Origin of the sequence: Maribacter orientalis, from assembly GCF_900109345.1 — a bacterium.
Classification (GTDB): Bacteria; Bacteroidota; Bacteroidia; order Flavobacteriales; family Flavobacteriaceae; genus Maribacter; species Maribacter orientalis.
In genome coordinates, this window is the sequence record NZ_FNZN01000024.1 from 1 (window position 1) to 1928 (window position 1928).

A 1928-nucleotide genomic window follows, 5' to 3' on the forward strand; every position below is an offset into this window, starting at 1 on the left:
GGCATAGCATCTGAATGTTGGTTCCAAATGCAACTTAAAAAGTGTAAACGATGTTTCTATAACTTTGTAAAGGATGTTTGTATATCGTACCAAATTGTAGCTAACGGTTAGTATATGAAAAGTAGGCGATTTTGAAGCACCAAACTTTCGGTTAAGCACAAAGTTTGATACGAGCCAAAAGCCTTGATTTTATTACTATTTCGCCTATTTTTTATATACATTGTTACCTGCTGGCTTTATTCTTTTAGTTGTTTTAATCGGTCAATTGCGTTTTGATTTTCAGGGTTTAATTCCAAAGACTTTTTGTAATTCAAAATTGCATTTTGGTAGTCCTCATTATAAAAATATGCTTCGGCTAAACTATCATATAAATTTGCCGATTTTGGATTTAGATGTAATGCTAATAAAAGGACATTATATCCTTGCCCTTTCTTCTCAGAATTAAACGATAATCGCAGTCCTAAAGTGTTTAACATTCCTTCTTGAAGTTCAAGATTTGGATGATTGACCATTGTTTTCTCATATAGTGGAATTAAATCTTGATAGTCTTGTTTGAATGCTAAATCATTGAAATCTTTATATGTAAACTCTTTTTCGATAGCTTTTTTCGTTTGTTTAGAAATCAAACTGTCGGAAAATCCGTTTGCAACAGGCTTATTTTCAATGAAAGCAATCGCCATTTTCTCATTTTTTAGTGTCGCATTTAAGAACTGCAAAGTATGTTGACAAAGCAAATTGTAGGAAGCCATAATCTTATCATCACTTTTATCTTGCCTTTTATCTCTGTTAGCGAATAAGACACCGAAAGAACTAAAATAAGAATGCGTTAGGTCGTGAAATCTATACCTGTGAATGTTGCTGTATTCCAAAGAGTTGTATAATTGAAATTTGTAGTTCACCTCTTCAGAAATTTTCTCCGTGGTTAGAACTTCTTTCGGAATCTCTTTTTGAGCGAAATGGATATAAGGAATGGAAAACTTATCTAAATTGAAATAGGGTGATTTTTCCAAAACAGTATAATTGTACCTTTCGGTTCCATCCAAACTAACAATTGCTTTTATAGTCTTGTTTTTCATAACAGTTATAGCGTTTGACAACCCACCAAAACTAAATCCCATTAATGCCACTTTTTCCAAATCAATATTCTCATAGGTGCTAATTTCTTTTAGAAGAAATTCAACATCTCTCGACTGTGTTTCCATATCTCTTGTAGTTCCACCTTCTAACCAACGCGTATCTGTTCCTCTTGAAGGACTTGATATTATTATGAAGCCGTTACTGGCTAAATATTCGAATAACGCAAAGTTTTCAATCGAAGAGGCTTGATAGCTTGGTGCATAAACTACAACTGGAAAATTCCCATTTTGAGGTGCTGGATTAAAGAAAGCATTTACTTTTTCAGAAAGCTGAGCCTTATTTTCTGGTGTGTTCCATAAATAGGGAAACCAATCCAACAGAAAATAATTCGGTAAATTTTTCCATTCTTCCTCTTCTTTTAAAATCTCTAAATAGTTTAATACTGTTAATTGCTCAGAATTACTATGCTCTATTTTTGCAGGATACCAAATACTTATAGGAATTGGTCTCTCAATTAGTCGGTTGTTAAACTCATTATGAATTCGATAGGTTCTCGTGCTATCGATAACTGTATAGTGTTTAAAGCCAATTTTATATTTTCCGGCTTTAAGTCCAATTTCTTTTAATGATGTTTGGCCGTAAGATACGGCTGAAAGTACGACACCTATGATGAATATTATTAATCGTATTGTTTTTGAGTTGGTGTCCATATGAGAGATGTCTTGGTTTGATGATTGTTGCAGGTCTTTCTTCAGCTGTCACGTCCTAAAATACGGCTACAGATTAATATTAGTTTTAAGCGGCATATTGATGCACGTAATTAGGTGTTCTATAATCTAAAGATAAATGCA

Annotated in this window: 1 protein-coding gene; it reads right to left on the reverse strand. The window is 33.1% G+C overall.

Translation table 11 applies throughout. From position 1 onward, the window contains the following. Window positions 1-236: 236 nt before the first annotated feature. Window positions 237-1787 (reverse strand): tetratricopeptide repeat protein, encoded by a 1551-nt coding sequence (locus tag BMY56_RS18410; RefSeq protein ID WP_091627745.1) that lies wholly within the window; start codon window positions 1785-1787, stop codon window positions 237-239. Window positions 1788-1928 lie beyond the last annotated feature (141 nt).